This is a genomic window from Arthrobacter zhaoxinii, from assembly GCF_025244925.1.
Taxonomy (GTDB): Bacteria; Actinomycetota; Actinomycetes; order Actinomycetales; family Micrococcaceae; genus Arthrobacter_B; species Arthrobacter_B zhaoxinii.
Genome location: NZ_CP104275.1, coordinates 2,606,096 through 2,623,134 on the forward strand (window position 1 = coordinate 2,606,096; position 17,039 = coordinate 2,623,134).

Consider the following 17,039-nt stretch of genomic DNA (forward strand, 5'->3'; position numbering starts at 1 on the left):
ACGCATCCGTGCTCCGGCTTTCATGCACCGGCTACCGCCACCGGCGTGACCAGGATGCGGTCGCTACCTAGAACGCGGCGCTGCCCGGTGACGGTGATCCGTGCCTGCTGGCCGTCGTCCTCGGCATCGTGGGCCACTGCGAGGGTCGCTTCGAGCGGGCCGATTTCCCACTGTCCCGACTGTCCCACGTAGCTGAAACGCTCGGCGGACACCGTGAAGGTGACGGTTCGGCTGCCTCCGGCCTCGATTTCCACAGCCGCGTACCCGATGAGCGTCGAAACGGGGCGGGTGACGTGTGCTGCGACATCCCGCAGGTACAGCTGCACCACATCGGTACCGTCACGCTCACCGGTGTTCTGCACCTTTAGGCTCACCTGCACCGTTCCCGCGCTGTCGATCCGGTCTGCATCGAATGCCAAGTCGGAGTGGGTGAAGGTTGTGTAGCTCAGGCCGTGGCCGAACGGGTACACGAACTCGGCCCCCAGTGCGGTCACCGCCGAAGTCCCGGCGAGCGCCGGACGCAGATAGGTGGCCGGCTGGCGACCCGCAGAGTGCGGGAAGGACAACGTGGTGCGCCCGCGGGGATTGATGCGGCCGGAGAGGGCTCCCGCCACGGCCGAAGCGCCTTCCTGTCCGGGGAACCACGACTGCACGATCGCCGCGCACCGGTCCGTGGCCCAGGAGATGTCGTACGGGCGCCCTGTCACCAGCACGAGCACAACCGGCGTCCCGGTGGCGAACAGCGCTTCAACAAAGCGACGCTGCAGCCCGGGCAGCTCGAGCGAGTCGACGTCGTTGCCCTCTCCCACCGTGCCGCGGCCGAACAGCCCTGCCTGGTCTCCCATCACGGCTACCACGACATCTGCGGCGGCGGCCTGCGCCACAGCTGCATCGAACCCTCCGGCGTCATCGCCTTCCACCTCGCAGCCACGGGAGTAGTCAACGGAACCGAATTCGATCCCCATGGCGTCGAGGATGGTCGGAATATTGATTCCGTCAGCGACGTCCGGATAGTGGGCTTCCACGTGGTTGGTGAAACTGTAGTCACCAAGCAGGGCGGTTCGGCTGTGTGCATTCGGCCCGACGACGGCGACCCTGGTGGCGGCGGACAACGGCAACGTCCCGTCGTTGGCCAGCAGGATTGTCGACTTCTCCGCCACTTCCCTGGCGAGGTTGCGGTGTCCGTCCGGGTTGAGGTCGGGAGCAACCGCTTCGGTGCCGGCCCGCTCTGCATAACCGGGGGCCGCCTCCAACCCGGGCAGCAGTCCGTAGTGCTGCTTCTGCCGCAGAACCCGGCGGAGGGCCGTGTCAACGGCGGCTTCCTCCAGAACCCCGGAGCGAACGGCGGCCACAAGGTGCGGGAAAGCTGCGGCATCGGGAAGTTCGATGTCTACGCCGGCCGAGAGTGCTCGTACTGCTGATTCCGGGCGGGACCGGGTGACCCCTTGGGTGGTTTCCAGGAAGTTGACTCCAAAATAATCGGAGACGACGGTGCCGTCGAAACCAAACTCACTGCGCAGCACGTCGGTGAGCAGGTGCTTGTCCCCGTGCGAGGGCACGTGATCGATGGCTGCATACGACGGCATGATCGATCGCGGCGAGCTCTCGCGGATTGCGATCTCGAACGGGTAGAGGAACACCTCGGCCAGTTCGCGGGGACCGGCATCGACGGGGCCGTGGTTGCGGCCGGCCCTGGAGGCGGAATACCCCACGAAGTGCTTAGGGGTCGCGATGATGTCGCTGCTTTCCAAGCCGCGGATATATGCAGCGCCCAGTGTGCCCACGACGTACGGGTCTTCTCCGAAGGTCTCTTCGACTCGTCCCCAGCGAGCATCACGGGCTACGTCGAGCAGGGGCGCGAGCCCTTGGTGAACTTCGAGCTCCCGCAGGCTGTCACCGATCGCCGCGCCCACCCGCTCGATCAGCTCGGGATCCCAGGTCGCCGCATATGCGGGCGGTGACGGGAACGTGGTGGCTCCCCAGGCTGACACGCCGGTCAGGCATTCCTCGTGCACAATCGCGCCAATCCCGTGCGGAGCGGCATCGCGCAGGCCGGCTTGCAGTCGGCGGAGCGTCTCCAGTCCGTACTGGGCCGACACCGGGCGGGTGCCGTAGAGACGAGTGATCTGGCCGAGGCCCTCCGCTGCGGTTTTTTCCCAGGGCTTGGACTCACCGGTGTTCTCTGCCTGCGCGGGCGCCACCTCACCGCCATCCGCTACCCCGATCCAGAGGCCCACGAGCTGGGCCACCTTCTCCTCCAGTGACATCGCGGCGATGAGGCTGTCCACGTCGGGGGCTTCGGTCAAGGTGTGTGAGGTCGAGTCAGTCATGGCGTACTTCCTTTGGAACGAGTCGAATCGAGGAACGACGGAGTGAACAGGGTTCGGGTCAGTGGGGTATTGGAGGCGGGTGGCCGTGCGGTCACAGCAGAGCCCGCGGGACTACGCTTTGCTGCGCAGCCCAGCAAAACGGGGGTGGGTTCCCGGGTCGGGGGCGGCCGCCAGCAGGCGTTTCGTATACGCGTGCTGGGGGTCGAGGATCACGGCATCGGACGGTCCGTGCTCAACTACCTCGCCCCGATACATCACCAGAATTTCGTCCGAGAAATGCCGGGCTGTTGCCAGATCGTGGGTGATGTACAGTACGGCCAGGTCTTCCTCCCGTTGCAGCTGTGCCATCAGGTTGAGCACGCCGAGCCGAATCGAGACGTCGAGCATTGAGACCGGTTCGTCCGCGATGAGTACCCGCGGTTTCGGCGCCAGGGCCCTGGCGATGGCGACCCGCTGGCGCTGCCCGCCGGAGAGTTCGTGCGGTCGGCGGTGGATGAAATCGACCGCCGGGGAGAGATTCACCCGCTCGAGCAGCTGGAGCACCTTTTCGTCATACCCGTCGGCGGATGCGGCCTGCCTATTGAGCTGCAACGGCCGCCGCAGGTGATGGCTGATGGAGTGGTAGGGATTCAGGGAAGCGAACGGATCCTGGAACACCATCTGCACTGCGCTGCGGTAACGGCGCAATGCCCGGCCGGCAGAGGCGATCTTTTGTCCATCGAGTTCGATGGTGCCGGCGGTGGGTTTTTCCAGTTGGGCGATCATGCGGGCCACGGTGGACTTGCCGCTGCCGCTCTCCCCCACCAGCGCAACCGTCTTTCCCGAACTCAGTTCGAACGAAACGTCGTTCACTGCGCGCAGTTTTCGCCGGGTACCGGAGGGGGCGGGGAAATCCTTTACGAGGCCTGTGACGGAAAGGGTGGACATCAGAGGACCCCTGCGGTTGTGGTTGAACTGTTGATGGACTCCCCGGTGCGGATGAAGTCCCCGCGTGCCCCGGTCAGCGACGGGAACGACTTGAGGAGTTTGCGAGTGTACGGGTGGGCGGCGTCGGCATAAATCTCCTCGGCCGTGGCCAGTTCCACAATCTCGCCGGCGAGCATCACGGCTATCCGGTCGGAGATCTCGAGCAACATGGGCAGGTCATGGGTGATGAAGATCACTGCGAATCCGAACTCGTCGCGCAACCGCTGGATTTCACCGAGAATTTCCCGTTGCACCACTACATCCAGGGCAGTGGTCGGCTCGTCCATGATCATCAGTTGAGGGTTCAGGGCCAACGCCATGGCGATCATCACCCGCTGCCGCATGCCGCCGGACAGCTCGTGCGGGTAGGCCTTGATCCGGTCGGCGGACACTCCGACCAATTCCACAAGGTGGCGGATGCGTTCGCGCCGTTCCGCACGCTTCATGCCCGGTCGATGAGTGGTCAGGACGTCGTCTATCTGGTCGTACAACGACAGAACAGGGTTAAGCGAGTTCATTGCCCCCTGAAACACCATGGAGGTCTTATCCCACCGGTAACTCCGCAGCTTTTCGCCGGACAGGGCGAGAATGTCGATGTCACTGCCCGAGGAATCGTGGAAGGTCACCGCACCGCTTTCGATGGCGGCGGGCGGCTTGAGCAGTTGGTTGATGCCGTACGCCAGGGTCGATTTGCCGCATCCGCTCTCCCCGGCCAGGCCGAGGATCTCGCCGCGGCGAATCGTGAGGCTCACGTTCTTGACCGCGTGCACCCGGGTGGCGGCGTGATAGACCACGTTCAGGTTTTCAATGGTGAGGAGGGCATCGGTCGGTTCGATCTGGCTGCTCATCGAGTGCCCTTTCGTGTGGCCTTGGCCGCAGTGCCCAGGCGTAGCTTGGGGTTGATAACCTCGTCGATGGCGAAGTTGATCAGAGCCAGCCCGGCTCCGAGCAGGGCGATCATCAGCCCCGGCGGCATGAACCACCACCACGCACCAAGTTTCAGCGAGAAGGCGTTCTGCGCGAAGAACAGCATGCTGCCCCAGGAGAACGTGCCCGAGACACCCAGACCGAGGAACGAGAGGCTGGACTCACCGAGGATCGCGAAAATAACCGCGAACACGAACTGGGAGGCGAGGACGGGCAGCAGGTTGGGCAGGATCTCGACGAGGATGATGCGCCAGGTCGGTTCACCGGCCACCTTGGCTGCAAGCACGTAGTCGCGGTTGCGCATCGACAGGGTTTGGGCCCGAAGCACCCGGGCGCCTCCGGCCCACGAGGTGAGGGTGAGGACCAGGATGATCATCATCAGGCCTTTTTGCTCAACGTAGCTGGCCACAACGATCATCAGCGGGATGCCGGGGATAACCAGGACCACATTGGTGAAGAGGGAGAAGCCTTCATCCCAACGCCCGCCGAGGTAGGCACCCAGGATTCCGATAAGTCCGGAGAGCACCACAGCAAGAAAACCGACGGTGATGCCCACGACGAGCGATCCGCGGGTGGCGTGAGCGAGTTGGGCGAGGACGTCCTGTCCCGTCTGGGTGGTGCCCAGGAGGTGGTCCCCCGATGGACCGGACAATCCAACATCATTGATCGCCATGGGGTTGACGACCAGCAGCGGTCCGACAAGTCCGAACAGTGCAATCGCGAAGGTGATGCCCAGACCGATGACGAGTTTCGGAGTCCGGGGCGGAAGGCTCCGCCGGATCCCGTCGAAGCGTGGCTTCGGTGCGGGAGCGTAGGTGGCCAGTTGCGCGGTGGAGGTCATGATCTGGCCCTCTATCCTTGGTGCCGGGTTCGGGGATCGATGAGTCCGTAGACCATGTCGATGAAGAAGTTGGTCAGCAGCACCGAGGTGGTGATGACCAGGAAGACACCCTGCATGAGTGCGTAATCGTTGTTCTGTACGGATTGCAGCAGGGTCTGGCCGATACCGGGATACGAGAACACCTGTTCGGTGAGAATCGCCCCGCCTACGACGGCGCCCAGCGCGATGCCGAAGCCCGCCACCGACGGGAGGACTGCATTGCGTCCGGCGTACATTGTCATGATCCGGCGGGGCCGGAGCCCCTTGGCCTCTGCGGTGACAATGTAGTCCTCGGCCATGGTGGAGACCATCATGTTGCGCATACCCACCAGGCCGGCACCGAGGGAGCTGATCACGATGGTCAACGCCGGCAGGGTGCCGTACTTGATCGCGCTTCCCAGGAATTCCCAGGTCCAGCCGGCACTCACCGTACGGTAGTCATATCCGCCGCTGATGGGGAAAACCCCCAGGGTCACGGCGAACACGTAGCTGAGGATGAGGGCCAGCCAGAAATAAGGCACCGCCTGCAGAACTGTCGACGCGGGGATGAAGCTATCCAGCCAGCCGCCGCGCTTCCAACCGGCAAGCATCCCCAGCAGCTGCGCGATGACGAACGACATCACGGTGGCGATGCCCACCAGCAGGATGGTCCATGGCAGTGCCTGGCCGATCACCGTAACCACCGGCGTCGGGAAGAAAGTGACTGAGACTCCCAGGTCCCCCTGGAAGATGTTGACCAAGTAGTCGCCGTATTGGGAAAGAAGCGAGGCGTCGTCGGTAGTCCCCAACATGGCCTCGATAGCTTCGCGTGTTTCGGGCGCCACCTGACCGCGCTGGGCCAGCTTCGCCAGCATCACGTCGACGGGGTTGCCGGGCAGGAGGCGGGGCAGGGCAAAGTTGATGGTGATCGCCGCATAGAAGGCAACGATGTAGAAAAGGATTTTCCTCAGCAGGTATCTCACGCGGTTCTCGTTCCGACATAGACCAGTGGCGGGCTCGTAAGCCCGCCACTGATCCCGATGGGATTCTTACTTGACGGTGAGGTTCTTGAGTACCTGACCGTAGTCGGGTGCCTGCCACACCATGGGAAGCGCGTAGAGGTCGTCATCGCTGGGCCAGCCGGTGACAACGTCCGTGCGGAACGTGCTCAGGCTGCCGTAGGACTGAATGGGGATGTACGGCATGTCCTCCACGATCGCCTCCTGAATGATGGCGTATTGCTCCATTTTCAGTGCCTCGTCGGTCGTGGCATTAAGAACGTCCAGCGCCGCGTCCACGTCCGGGTTCGAGTAGCGGGCCCAGTTCGGGTTCGCCGACTCACCGACCGGTGCGGTCGATTCGCTGTCGAAGAAAGACTTGTAGAGGTAGTAGGGCTCAGAGCCCGCACCGGGCCACAGGTTGTTGACCAGCAGCTGGAAGTTTCCGGTATTCGTGGCTTCCGTCCATTCGTTCCAGGACATCTGCTCGGCCTTCAGCTCGATCCCGACCGGCAGCAACTGCTGAGCCATGGTCTCGATTCCGGCAATCCAGTCCGTCCAGCCGGTTACGGTCTTCACCGAGAAGCTCAGCCGCTCGCCGTCCTTCGCATAGATGCCGTCGGCTCCCTTGGCATACCCGGCATCGGTCAGAAGCTTCTCCGCCTTGTCGGCGTCGCCCTTGTTGGAGGCGACCGGCTCATCAATCGACGGAGAGATCCACTTCTCGTCCCGGGGAAGGAGCGCATAGGTAGGACTCACGTCACCGTTGAGATCGGAGAAGGCGAGGGAGTTGAGCTGGTCACGGTCCATCGCTGCATAGATGGCCTGGCGAACGGCCGGGTCAGTTTGCGGGCCGGTGCAGCCGAGGTCCACGTTTGAGCAGGTCACGAGCGACAACTGGTTCTGGACGGTGTTGACGTATTCCACGTCTTCCTCCGGCCCCAGGAGAGTTTCGACCTCGGGAATGAACATACTCATCCAGTCAACGTCGCCGTTGAGGATCGAATCGACGCCGGCCTGGTTGCCGGACAGGGACACGTAGCGAACGCCGTCGAGCTCAGGCTTGCCTTCTTCCCAGTAACCGTCGTTCTTTTCCAGCAGGTAGCTCTGCGGGGAGAAATCGGACACGGTGAACGGTCCGGTACCGACGGCATCTTCGTTGATGAAAGTGGCCGGATCGTCGACCTCGGACCAGATATGCTCCGGCACGATGTAGATGGAGCTGAGCGCGCCGATGGAGTTGAGCACATCGGGCTTTGGGTACGTGACCGTGAGCTCGTTGTCGCTCGTGGCCGCAGCGACCCCGTCAAAGCCGCCGGTGTTCAGCGCGGGTGTGTTGGCTATCAGGTTGAGGGTGTAGACGACGTCGTGGGCACTGAAGGGCTCGCCGTCGCTCCACTCGACGCCCTCCCGGGTGGAGATGGTGAGGACAGTGCCCTCATCGTTGTACGAGTATTCGGTGCCGAGGAGTGGTACGGGTTCGCCTTCGGCTGCCCGGTTCACGAAGAACAGGGTCTCGTAGACGGTGGACTGCACACCGAGGAGGGCCGTGGTGGAGAACGGGTTGAAGTTTTCGGTGAACTGGGTCGACGAGTTGCCGGGAATTGTCAGGATGGCCTTGCCGGCGTCCGCGTTTCCCTCGTCTCCGCCGCCGCCTGCCTGGCATCCGCTGAGCAGCAGGGCCGTGGCTGCCAGCGCGGCGACTCCGGTGAGTCTTTTCCGTGAAGTGAACATCATTGTCCTTTCATGAGATCGAGTCTGCCTCGACCGCTGTGTGCCCGAACCCGCATCCAAGCGTCAGACTTGGGATGCCTCAGTAAGCGCTATCTCGGAGACTAGCGGCGAAATCTGGGCGCGTCAATGAATCATTTTGGGAGGTTCGCAGGACTGACTCAGCCCGTCAGTCATTTCATGAGTAAGCGCGTGCACGGGTCGTATGGAGACATCACCCGCAAACGGACGGCTTTCTAGAGGGAGTCTCGCCGCGTGAGGGTGCTCGGCAGAACGCGCTGCACGACCGCGGTGCCGGAGGTTGCCATAAGGGAGGCCAGCGCGTCGACCATCTGTTCGCCCATCAGCTCCAGTGGCTGATGTACCGAGGACAGCGGCGGATTCGCCACCTCTGCCAGGACCGAGTCGTCATAACTGACCACCGAAACGTCGTGCGGTACGCGGCGCCCGGCTGCCGCCAGAACCTGCAGTGCTCCCGAGCCCATGTAGTCCGAGCTTACGAAGACACCGTCGATGTCGGGATAGGCGGCGAGTAGCCGGGTCATGGTGTCGGATCCACCGGCCGGCGAAAACGCCCCGCGGGCAATTCGGTGGGCATCGAGGCCGTGCTCGGCCAGGCTTGACCGCCAGCCGTCGAGACGGTCCCGGGCCGCCGTCAGCCGATCGTTGCCGGCCAAAATGGCGATGCGGGATCGTCCCGCTTCAATGAGAGCCTCGGTGGCCAGCCGCGCACCGCCCACGTTGTCGACGTCGACATAGGACTGGGCCTCGGCGTTTCCCAGCGGCCTGCCCAGGTACACGACGGGAACCCCTGCATCGCGGAGAAGCTCGGGCAGGTGGGAAATCTCGTCTTCGAGGATGACCATCGCGCCGTCCACACCGGTGCGGCCCAGGTACTCGAGGAGGTGTGATTCCTGTTGCGGACTGCCCGACAGAAGTATCACAATCTGCAGGTCATGCCGGGCGACTGCCGACAACACGCCGTGCAAAGGTGCCGAGGTGAAGGAATATGGCTGCGAGAGGTCGGCCTCGGAGATGATCAGGGCTACGGCCCCGGTGCGGCCCGTGGCCAGTGTGCGGGCGGCCGCGTTGAATTGGTAACCCATCTGCCGGGCAATCGCCTCCACCCGAAAGGCCAGGTCGGGATTGACCGTCGGAACGCGGTTCATCACGCGGGATACCGTGGCAGTGGACACCCCGGCTGCCGCCGCGACGTCGGCAAGGGTGGTGACGGACCTCCCTGGGCGCCTCGCTCGAGTCTCGGTCATGGCTACAAGTTTGTCACAGCACCGCGGGCGGACACGCCGCTCGGTAAGCGCTTACGACGTTATTCCTTTCGGCGTCTGGCATGGAGGGTGAACCTTTTTCATGGCGACGGGCCGATCAGGCACCCTCGGGACTCGCAGACAGCGGGGCCGGGTACGGGCCCAGCCGTCACAGGCGCAATGTTAGCCGTACCTGAGTCGACCTCACCATGAGTAGCCCAACGTGGCGGCACAGCCCGCTCCGGACCGCGGCGGCCTTCGTGCGGTGCGTCGTACGCTGCACTCACTTCCGGGCGATCGGCTTCACCATGATCAGGCACGGTGTGGCGTCTCCCCACAGGTCCGTCTCTTCCAGGGGCAGGAATCCCCACGTCTCATAGAAGTGTCGGGTTCGCGCGTAGCCGGAGTCCGGATGCGAAGGGCCGAGGGTCTTCACCTCAAGGATTCGTACCCCGCGCCTGACCGCGTCGGCTTCGATGGCCGCGAGCATCGCAGTGCCGACGCCGGTGCCGTGAGCGGCGCGCTCGACCACGGTCAGGTGAATCTCCGCCACGTGCGGAAAGTGCCGGTCCACCAGGGTGACCCCGACGACGGACCCGTCGACGTCGCGCACGGTCCAGGTTTCCTTGCTTCGGGCAGCGTCGATGTGCTCGGCATTCGAGTCGGGCTGCCCGAACCATTCGGGCACGCTGGCGAGAAGGCGGGCGACGTCGTCGGGAACGGGGTGATCCTGAGTCGCCGTCCAGGACCGGGCGATTTCACCTTGGGCCGTGGAGTCGGTGCCATGTATTGCCGGGTCCGGCCCGGCCTGCGCAGTCATGGCGCCGGTGCCGCGGCCGCGACGGTAGAACCTAGGCAATCTGGACCTGAATCTCACGGATTGCCGCTCCCAGGATGCCGCGTGACAGCAGTCCCTCTCCCAGTGGACCGGCGGAGTCAGCACCTACGGGCGGAAGCAGCCGCAGCACCGCTCGCTCGCTCTCGCTCAGATGTGCCAGCTGCCACCGGATTTCCTGCTGGACCGCCTCCGGTTGATCTGCGTTCGCGAGCGAGACTGCCTTCACCGCGTAGGCGGCCGCACCCAGAGCATGGGCGCCCATGTGGGCGACCGCGGCTGCCTGGGCGACGGCGCGGGCTGCCGCAGCGCCGGCCGGCGTGGTCGCAGCATTCGCGATCTTTACGACGATGAGCCGCTTACTGATTTCTTTGGCGGCCGTGCCCGATCCTGCACTGTACGCACGGGTGCGGGCGAGCGCATTCCGGGCGGTTTCTTCCGCGGCCTCATCTGCTTTGTAGAGCGGGAGGACACGTTCAGCGCATGCTGCCGCCCATCGTGCGATGACGCGCCGGTTCGGATCGCTGAGAGTCTGGGGTGGGGCCATCTCCAGATGATGCCACACCGGCTTGCGGGCCCGCCCTGGTGCTGGTGGACGACGCCTCCCCGCTGAACCCCAGCCAGAAGTCGGGACGCCCTTAAGACTGCTGCTTCGCCGCAGCCGGGTCCAGAGGGGAGCGCTGCTTCTGAAGCTACCTATAACAGTCGAAGCAGCTCGCCTGCGGAACACCCTCGTAAGTGAAGAGCAGGTTCCCCGTTCAAGAATGGGCGCCTTGATGTCCAGGGAAGAAAGTAGCAGCGCTCAGACGGTTACTGGGAACACACCCAATCAGAACTGCCCGACTGTCGGTCGGCGCCCGGTATCGGAGCGGCTGGGATTGTCTCGTGGAGTTACTGCGGAGGCTCTTCCTTAAGCACGAGGCCTTCGTCTCCGGGGAGTACTTTGCCTTGATCCCGCTCTGCACTGTCCTCCTCATTCAAGGTCCAAGCGTCGCCCGGCGAGCAGGGAGCAGTAGCCCCGATACTGTACGACTCGTCGGACGCATAAGTATCGAATTCAGCCCGGAGGACGGGACCGCCCTCGGCGAAGACAGTCGGGTGGGTTGTCGGATTTACCGTGCGTACGCTCATGCCCAGGGACTCCCAATACTCGGCGACGCGTTTGGCGTCCCCAACATGGTCGGTTCCACGGGGGGCCCAGCGGTCGTAGCTATAACTGGCAGTTGCATCCTCGATACCGCTGCGGCTTTTGGGGATGCACTCATCAGCCGCCGCCGCACCGTTGCGGGGCCACCACCCGGTGATGTCGAGCTGTTCGGCAGTATTGAACACGAGTTCCACCACCCGGTCCCGCCCTTCCCTGGCACTGATTGCCGTACTGGGCTCCTTCTCGGCGCAGGCCGTTATTGTCATTCCCATCATGAGCGCGGAAGCCGCTGCCGTGAGGATCCTTATATGTGGCTTAGCGGCGGACATTTCATTCCTTCGATTAAGGGCTTTAGAAGACCAGCCGGTCCCACCGGAACCTGCGGGCGGGGCACCGGGAGGGGTAATTGCTTCGTGGAGTTACTGCGGAGGGTCCTGAAGGACGAGGCCTTCGTCTCCCGGGAGGACTTTGCCCTGATCCCGCTCGGCACTGTCCTCCTCATTCAAGGTAAAGGCGTCGCCCGGCGAGCAGGGGGCAGTAGCCCCGATGCTGTACGACTGTTCAGGTGCATCAGTATCGAATTCAGCCCGGAGGACGGGACCCCCCTCGCCAAATACGACCGGGTCTTTTGTCGGGTTTATGGTGCGTACGCTCATGCCCAGGGACTCCCAATACTCGGCGACGCGCTGGGCGTCCTCAACATGGTCCGTTCCTTGAGGGGCCCAGCGGTCGTAGCTGTAACTGGCAGTGGCATCCCCCAGTCCATGGCTGCTTTCGGGGGTGCACTCCCGCGCCCCCGCTGACCCGTTGCGGGGCCACCATCCGGTGACATCGAGCTGTTCGGCGGTATTGAACACGAGCTCAACCACCCGGTCCCGCCCTTCCCTGGCACTTATTGCCGGACTGGGTTCCTTCTCGGCGCAGGCCGTTATTGTCATTCCCATCATGAGCGCGGAAGCCGCTGCCGTGAGGATCCTTATATGTGGCTTAGCGGCGGACAATTCATTCCTTCGATTAAGGGCTTTAGAAGACCAGCCGGTCCCACCGGGACCTGCGGGCGGGGCGCAGGCTGGGATTGCTTCGTGGAGTTACTGCGGGGGCTCTTCCTGAAGCACGAGGCCTTCGTCTCCGGGGAGGACTTTGCCTTGATCCCGCTCTGCACTGTCCTCCTCATTCAGTGTGTAAGCGTCGCCCGGTGAGCAGGGGGCGATAGCGCTAATACTGTACGACTTCTCCGGTGCATCAGTATCGAATACGGCCCGGAGGACGGGACCACCCTCGGCGAAGACGGTCGGGTGCGTTGTCGGATTCACCGTGCGTACGCTCATGCCGAGTGACTCCCAATACTCGGCGACGCGTTTCGCGTCCTCGATATGGTCAGTGCCCTGGGGCGCCCAGCGGTCGTAACTATAAGCGGACGTGGCGTCCCCCCGTCCATGGCTGCTTTCGGGGGTGCACTCCTGCGCCCACGCTGCGCCGTTGCGGGGCCACCACCCGGTGACGTCGAGCTGTTCGGCGGTATTGAAAACGAGTTCAACCACCCGGTCCCGCCCTTCCCTGGCACTGATTGTCTCCGGCGTCTTCTTCTCCGACATTGTCGTGCTTATCTCCTTCTCAGTGCATGCGGTCATTGTCAGTCCCATCAGGAGTGCGGCTGTCGCGGCCGTGATCATCCTAAGGCGCGTCTTACGGGGCATATTTCATTCCTTCCAGCCAGATCTCCTGTTGATCAGTCGGCCCCAAGGGAACATACGGGGTGACCTTCTCCGTTTCTCCTCCAATCACCCAAGCCGTGTTGTATAGGGATTCTGTTCCTTTGTCAAAGTATCCGGCCTCTTCGCCGTCATCAGACATATGCGTGGAGTGGTCCGTGACGGCCCGTCCGGCGCCACCCCCGGTATCAGTGCCAAAAGCGTGGGACCCGAACCCGGGTGTCATTGGGTTCACGTGATGATCTTCGCTAAAATCCCGACCGGTCCAAGCCCATTGGTCCCCGCTTTCGGATTCAATAAAAGGTATCTTGTCCCTCGCATGCCCTGAATATACCTGTCCTGCGTTGAGATCGGCGGCACTATCGACGCTGTCTGGCAGGCCTGCCGAGCCGAGGGTGATGAAGTTATCCACGTGGATGCCCGGCTGTGTGAGGGTCACCGCTGCCGTCGTCGTCCCATATGAGTGGGCCACGATGTTAACCTGCGGCATGGTCTCACCGCGGACTGCGGCCAGGCCACCAAGCGCACCGGCAAGGTTTTGCCCGCCAGCTACTGCTCGATTCACATCGAGAACGCCGAAGTCGACATTTCCCTCTCCCGGCACGGGCGGGGTCTCGTATCCGATCCATGCCACTACGGCGCTTCCCGGAGGAAGCAGGTCATGCAGGTTTTGGCCGGATTTTGTCCACCCGGTCATGTCCTTATAGGAAGTTGTGCCCATTCCCGGAACGGCGTAGGTAACACTGTCAGCGGTATCGAGATCACCGATCGACACCGCAGCCAAGGGAGGATTGTCTTCGGTGAAGGTGATCAATTGCCTTGTTGCCTTTCCTTCTGGAGATTGGAGCGCCTTTTGGATGTTGTGCAGCCCGTCGAGCTGCTCCTGCAAAAGTGAATTTTTCACCACGTCCGCGAACGGCGGCATCCCGCCGTCGACCTCGGTGCCGTCGAGGAGACACTGCTTTTGCGCTAGTTGCGCCTCCAGGTCGGCTATGGCCGACTTGAGTGCGGTTTGGTTTGCGTGGTCCCGGGCGGTGTACGGGAGACCTTCCAAATTCCCGAAGACCTCTGGGAAATTGGTCAGCAAGAGGTCCTGCCGGGTTGAGAACGGGGTTCCGGTGCCCGTTTGCGGGTTCATGGCCGTCCACCACGAATGGATCTCGGCGGGGTCTATCGACATGAGCTGTGACTTCAACTCAGGAGAGGCCGCCAGCATGGCGGCAAGCTCCTTCGCCGGCAGGGACGAGAGCTCATCCAGCAGTTCCTGGTCGCTCAATGGAGCGGCAGCAGTGGCTACCAGATCAAGCGCATGATCCAACAGGGCACCCCCGCCGGCGGCAGCGAACGCGTTAGCTACATTTTCGATCCAATCGGCATCCGACCGATTTTCGTCCAAGAGCCGTTCGAACCCGCCAAGGAACGTGTTGTTGTGCAGCGGAACCCAGGAACACGAAGAGGTGAATGCCGTCCACGCGTTCCCCAGCCGTGTGAATTCGTGGCTCAGTCCTGAGTCATCCGCTCTGGCCTGGGACACGAAGGTGCGTAGATGGTCCGGATCAGCAGAGCTTTCCGATGTCGACGAAGCACCTCCTCCTGAGGCGCGGATGCGTTCCGTGGGAGAGAATACCGCCCAGATGAAAGGAGGCGCTTCGGGTGTCTCAGAGGGTTTCGGATCAAACAACCTGTCCATGCCGACGCCGATATCTCCGAAGAAGTTCTCGTTTTCACGCCTGGTTTCACGTTCAGCCTCGCGTTCCCGCCAATCGGCCAGTTCGGTCTGCCTGTCATTTTCCTTCCGTGCTTGCTCTCGTGCCACTTCCACCTGCGCAGCAAGATCGTCAAGCACAGTGGCCAGCCTGCCGCGATCCTGGACCTCAATGGCCGCAGCGGCTTTGAACAACTTCGCATACCCGCCAGCGAAGTCCGCTGCCGCAGTCTCAACGGCGCCACGACGCAGCACACCTACATCGCGGAGCCGCCCGTCCACCTCACGGGCAACCCTGACCAGCGACGCGGCAGCGTCATCGTCAAACTCAACCGACACAGTTTGCTCCTTCAACAAGGACGGACTCATTCTGTGTCTGTTCTTTCGGCCGCGACGCTGACTCGAATGTCCGCCGCACCGACCCAGCTACCCTGTAGCCGAACCGCTCCCGGTCATCCTCCGGTAATGGCCGCACCTCAGTTAAACGATCCAACCCAAACATGCTCAATGCCCCCCACTGGAAAAATACGAAAAGAGAAAAACTACGGCCACGGCCTTTTTAGGCCGAGGAACGAACACGCACCCACAATCGGGCCCCGAAATGGAAGGACAAACCCTTCAGGACCGAAAACCTGCACCGCAGACAGAACCGGCAGCCGCAGTCACGTCCGGGCCGCCGGTCCGCTCAGCGGAGCGAACCGACTCCCCGGATGCTAGGTGCAGACATGTGTGAGGCTTAGGCGCCGCCGCCGGCGGAGAAGATGTTCTCTGAGATCTTCTGGAGCTGGGTGCGGAGCTCTTCAAGTTCCTGGCGGGCCTTATCCAGGGCGGCCTTGGTTTCCGGCCACGTGGATCCGCGGAACTGGGCAGCCAGCGGGCCGTCCCAGGTGTTCGGATCGGACAGGATCTTGCCCTGCGCATCCAATGCCGAGATCTGGTCGGTGAAACCGCCGTTGATGATGGACTGCACCTGGTTGATGGCGGACTTGGCCTGCTCAGTAGACAACACACGTGACATATAGATTCCCCCGTTGCGACAGTTGTTTCCTCACCGGCATACATACCGGCGACCGAATGGGGTTGACGGTACCAACACGACCGCTATAAATCCACTGTGATAAATGAACTGTCATCCAGGCAAAGTGTCTACCGGTTCCCCTGCGCACGTCGTGGGTAGCGCATATTCGCGGCGCTTCAGCTTCCATTCCCCAGGAACAGCACATCTTTAAAGCTATCGACCCCGGCTATAAGAAATGCCGCCCCTCGAATACTTACGAGGACGGCATTTATTGTTTCAGGCGAAAAACCTAGATGTTGAAGCGGAACTCCACCACGTTCCGTGGCCGAATAACCTTACGATCATGTGGAGTGAGGTCCTGCCTCAAGGCATCGTCGAGCCCGCACCCCTGACTCATCCGGTGGGTCCGCTGCCCCAAACAATCTCACTATCCAGCCCGTCCAACTCCGTGGGGTAACCATCCGGAAAGCTCGGCGGGTCCTGTACCTTCGGCCTTCCGAGTTCCTCGGGGCCCAGTTCCTCGTGCAGCGCCAGGATGCCCGGAAGAGTCCATTCCCTGGCCACAAACAGCTGTCCTTCCCCGAACGGGGCCATGCGCTCCCCCTCGACCGCGGGAACCTGATCGTGGGCCTTGGCCGAAACCCAAGCCAGATAGGCCGCATGCGAAACGTATCCCTTACCCATGCGTGCGCGGATGGCCGATATCGTCATGAACCTCGCTGCGTCAGGCTGCCAGATTCGCACCAGATCCAGGAACAAACGGGCAGCGGCAGACGGTGGGCCAAGTGGAAAATCTTCCGGAAGGTCGACTGTGACCTCGTTATCCCTCGTAAATCCCGCAGCTACGCTGATACTCGCCAACGGGTTCATCCGCTGCGCTGGATCCTCGTACAGGAAGAGGTAGGTACCCGAGCTGTCGAACTCGCTTCCCGTCGTCGCTTTGGTCTCTTTCACGACACTTTCCAAAGAGCCCGGATCCTCCGGGACAGGAACCGTCCCTCCGCCGTTCTCGTCCGTGGGTAGATACCAGTTCACGGATCCTGCGGGGTATCTGTCGGAGATGAGAGACATGGTTGGGGCCAGCCGGCGGGAAACCTCCAGCGCAGATTCCTTCCGGCCTTCCCAGATCAATGAGATAAACGGCTTGCGGCACTCCGGCCCCAGGACCTCTCTGACAGTTCTCATGCCCCCCAATGTAATAGTCCGCCTCTACCAACCAACGATTAGACCTACCTTTCCACAATAAAAATGCCGCCCTCATTCACCGAGGGGCATTTCTATTGGTTCAGGCGAAAGATCTAGACATTAAACCTAAATTCCACCACGTTCCGTAGCGGAATAACGTCTAAGCTAACCGTGGTTTGTCGGCTTCGGGATCGAGGCCCTCTTCGTTCAGCCCCTGCTGGTCGGGGCCCGAAGCCTCTGTCAGCGCCCTTGAACGGCGTGCACCACCAGAAGTCGGGACGCCCTGAAAGACTGCTGCTTCGCGGCAGCCAAGTCCAGAGGGGAGCACTGCTTCTGAAGATACCTATAACGGTCGACGCAG

Annotated in this window: 15 protein-coding genes; all 15 read right to left on the reverse strand. The window is 62.5% G+C overall.

Translation table 11 applies throughout. The annotated features are described in order from the left end of the window. Window positions 1-20: 20 nt before the first annotated feature. Window positions 21-2,330 carry a beta-glucosidase gene (locus N2K95_RS12140; protein WP_260651768.1) on the reverse strand — a complete coding sequence of 770 codons (2,310 nt, stop codon included), beginning with the start codon at window positions 2,328-2,330 and terminating at the stop codon, window positions 21-23. Window positions 2,331-2,441: 111 nt separating this feature from the next. Next, window positions 2,442-3,257, reverse strand: coding sequence for an ABC transporter ATP-binding protein (locus N2K95_RS12145; RefSeq protein WP_260651769.1), 816 nt, complete (start codon window positions 3,255-3,257; stop codon window positions 2,442-2,444). Beyond that, window positions 3,257-4,144: an ABC transporter ATP-binding protein gene (locus N2K95_RS12150; protein WP_260651770.1), complete on the reverse strand. Its 888-nt coding sequence runs from the start codon at window positions 4,142-4,144 to the stop codon at window positions 3,257-3,259. The genes N2K95_RS12145 and N2K95_RS12150 overlap by 1 nt, the downstream gene beginning before the upstream one ends. Next, on the reverse strand, window positions 4,141-5,064 hold the full coding sequence (locus N2K95_RS12155; RefSeq protein WP_260651771.1) for an ABC transporter permease: 924 nt from the start codon (window positions 5,062-5,064) through the stop codon (window positions 4,141-4,143). The genes N2K95_RS12150 and N2K95_RS12155 overlap by 4 nt, the downstream gene beginning before the upstream one ends. Before the next feature lie 11 nt (window positions 5,065-5,075). Further along, window positions 5,076-6,065 (reverse strand): ABC transporter permease, encoded by a 990-nt coding sequence (locus N2K95_RS12160; protein WP_260651772.1) that lies wholly within the window; start codon window positions 6,063-6,065, stop codon window positions 5,076-5,078. 66 nt (window positions 6,066-6,131) lie between these two features. Beyond that, window positions 6,132-7,814, reverse strand: coding sequence for an ABC transporter substrate-binding protein (locus N2K95_RS12165; protein WP_260651773.1), 1,683 nt, complete (start codon window positions 7,812-7,814; stop codon window positions 6,132-6,134). 233 nt (window positions 7,815-8,047) lie between these two features. After that, entirely contained in the window at window positions 8,048-9,079 is a 1,032-nt protein-coding gene (locus tag N2K95_RS12170; RefSeq protein ID WP_260651774.1) for a LacI family DNA-binding transcriptional regulator, read from the reverse strand. Window positions 9,080-9,359: 280 nt separating this feature from the next. Next, window positions 9,360-9,935: a GNAT family N-acetyltransferase gene (locus N2K95_RS12175; RefSeq protein WP_260651775.1), complete on the reverse strand. Its 576-nt coding sequence runs from the start codon at window positions 9,933-9,935 to the stop codon at window positions 9,360-9,362. Then, entirely contained in the window at window positions 9,928-10,458 is a 531-nt protein-coding gene (locus N2K95_RS12180) for a putative immunity protein (RefSeq protein ID WP_260651776.1), read from the reverse strand. The genes N2K95_RS12175 and N2K95_RS12180 overlap by 8 nt, the downstream gene beginning before the upstream one ends. A gap of 344 nt (window positions 10,459-10,802) precedes the next feature. Next, complete coding sequence (locus N2K95_RS12185; protein ID WP_260651777.1) at window positions 10,803-11,387, reverse strand: hypothetical protein; 585 nt, start codon at window positions 11,385-11,387, stop codon at window positions 10,803-10,805. Window positions 11,388-11,477: 90 nt separating this feature from the next. Beyond that, window positions 11,478-11,927 carry a hypothetical protein gene (locus N2K95_RS12190; RefSeq protein WP_260651778.1) on the reverse strand — a complete coding sequence of 150 codons (450 nt, stop codon included), beginning with the start codon at window positions 11,925-11,927 and terminating at the stop codon, window positions 11,478-11,480. A gap of 219 nt (window positions 11,928-12,146) precedes the next feature. Then, the gene (locus N2K95_RS12195; protein ID WP_260651779.1) at window positions 12,147-12,653 is read right to left on the reverse strand and encodes a hypothetical protein; all 507 of its coding nucleotides are present in this window, start codon (window positions 12,651-12,653) and stop codon (window positions 12,147-12,149) included. 91 nt (window positions 12,654-12,744) lie between these two features. After that, window positions 12,745-14,814, reverse strand: a complete 2,070-nt coding sequence (locus N2K95_RS12200) for an alpha/beta hydrolase family protein (RefSeq protein WP_260651780.1) — start codon at window positions 14,812-14,814, stop codon at window positions 12,745-12,747. A gap of 397 nt (window positions 14,815-15,211) precedes the next feature. Next, the gene (locus N2K95_RS12205; protein WP_146361241.1) at window positions 15,212-15,493 is read right to left on the reverse strand and encodes a pyrophosphorylase; all 282 of its coding nucleotides are present in this window, start codon (window positions 15,491-15,493) and stop codon (window positions 15,212-15,214) included. A 393-nt stretch (window positions 15,494-15,886) separates the two neighbouring features. Next, window positions 15,887-16,447, reverse strand: a complete 561-nt coding sequence (locus N2K95_RS12210) for a hypothetical protein (protein ID WP_260651781.1) — start codon at window positions 16,445-16,447, stop codon at window positions 15,887-15,889. Window positions 16,448-17,039: the final 592 nt, after the last annotated feature.

Bases quoted from the DNA above. Each gene is read 5' to 3' on its own strand.
- N2K95_RS12140 (WP_260651768.1), bottom strand. From the start codon at position 2,330: ATGACTGACTCGACCTCACACACCTTGACCGAAGCCCCCGACGTGGAC.
- N2K95_RS12145 (WP_260651769.1), bottom strand. From the start codon at position 3,257: ATGTCCACCCTTTCCGTCACAGGCCTCGTAAAGGATTTCCCCGCCCCC.
- N2K95_RS12150 (WP_260651770.1), bottom strand. From the start codon at position 4,144: ATGAGCAGCCAGATCGAACCGACCGATGCCCTCCTCACCATTGAAAAC.
- N2K95_RS12155 (WP_260651771.1), bottom strand. From the start codon at position 5,064: ATGACCTCCACCGCGCAACTGGCCACCTACGCTCCCGCACCGAAGCCA.
- N2K95_RS12165 (WP_260651773.1), bottom strand. From the start codon at position 7,814: ATGTTCACTTCACGGAAAAGACTCACCGGAGTCGCCGCGCTGGCAGCC.
- N2K95_RS12170 (WP_260651774.1), bottom strand. From the start codon at position 9,079: ATGACCGAGACTCGAGCGAGGCGCCCAGGGAGGTCCGTCACCACCCTT.
- N2K95_RS12180 (WP_260651776.1), bottom strand. From the start codon at position 10,458: ATGGCCCCACCCCAGACTCTCAGCGATCCGAACCGGCGCGTCATCGCA.
- N2K95_RS12185 (WP_260651777.1), bottom strand. From the start codon at position 11,387: ATGTCCGCCGCTAAGCCACATATAAGGATCCTCACGGCAGCGGCTTCC.
- N2K95_RS12195 (WP_260651779.1), bottom strand. From the start codon at position 12,653: ATGTCGGAGAAGAAGACGCCGGAGACAATCAGTGCCAGGGAAGGGCGG.
- N2K95_RS12205 (WP_146361241.1), bottom strand. From the start codon at position 15,493: ATGTCACGTGTGTTGTCTACTGAGCAGGCCAAGTCCGCCATCAACCAG.